This window comes from Vibrio sp. 1978 (assembly GCF_033344345.1).
Map to the genome: position 1 here is coordinate 1 of NZ_JAWPOP010000243.1, position 885 is coordinate 885.

Sequence of the window (885 nt, forward strand, 5' to 3'; positions counted from 1 at the left end):
TGCCGCGATGATGCACCTGACTGAAGCAATCAAAGACGGCAAACCTGCTGGATTGAAAGAGCTGGGCGATTGGGAAACCATCTATCAAGGGTTGTCGACATTACCTGAGCAAGCTAAGCAGAGCTGGTTTAAGTTTGATCACTTCTATTCGGATCGTTCTTTCCCATTGTTGCTTAAAGAAGTGTTTGCCAATGAGCCAAAACACATCGTCGATATCGGTGGCAATACGGGTAAATGGGCAATGCAGTGCTGCAACTACGATAAAGATGTGCATGTGACCATTGTTGATTTGCCGCAGCAACTGGAAGTCGCGATGTCTAACGTGGCAGAGAATAAGCTCAGCGAACGCTTGCTTCCGTATCCTGCCAATATGCTTGCTAAAGCCCAAACATTGCCTGATCATGCCGATATTTGGTGGATGAGCCAGTTCTTAGATTGTTTCTCTCCAATTGAAATTTTAAATATTTTGAAGAAAGTAAAGGCGCAGTTGAGCGCGGGCGATACCGTTTACGTTCTCGAACTGTTTTGGGATGCGCAGAAATACGCGGGCGCGTCATACAGCTTAAATGCTACCTCGCTTTACTTTACCTGCCTAGCCAATGGTAATAGCCGTTTCTACCGTAGTGATGATTTCCTAGAAATTGTTGAAGCAGCAGGTCTCTCTGTTGTGGAAAGAACGGACAACATTGGCCTCGGACATACCTTATTAAAACTCCAAGCAAGCTAGTATAAAGAATGAAAACAGAGCACAAGCAAGTTGTCGTCGTTGGCGCAGGTCCTTCGGGTTCCACCGTTTCTGCGTTGCTAAAATCCCGTGGTATTGATGTTGTCGTGATCGAAAAAGCGACGTTCCCTCGTTTCTCAATTGGCGAAAGCTTACTTCCA

The 885-nt window shown here is 45.9% G+C and carries 2 protein-coding genes; both read left to right on the forward strand.

Going from position 1 to position 885, the window contains the following annotated elements:
• A partial coding sequence (locus R8N49_RS25810) for a class I SAM-dependent methyltransferase (RefSeq protein ID WP_318190294.1) occupies nucleotides 1-727 on the forward strand: 727 nt, incomplete at its 5' end.
• A gap of 8 nt (nucleotides 728-735) precedes the next feature.
• Nucleotides 736-885 (forward strand): NAD(P)/FAD-dependent oxidoreductase (locus R8N49_RS25815; RefSeq protein ID WP_318190295.1); only part of this gene is annotated, 150 nt, incomplete at its 3' end.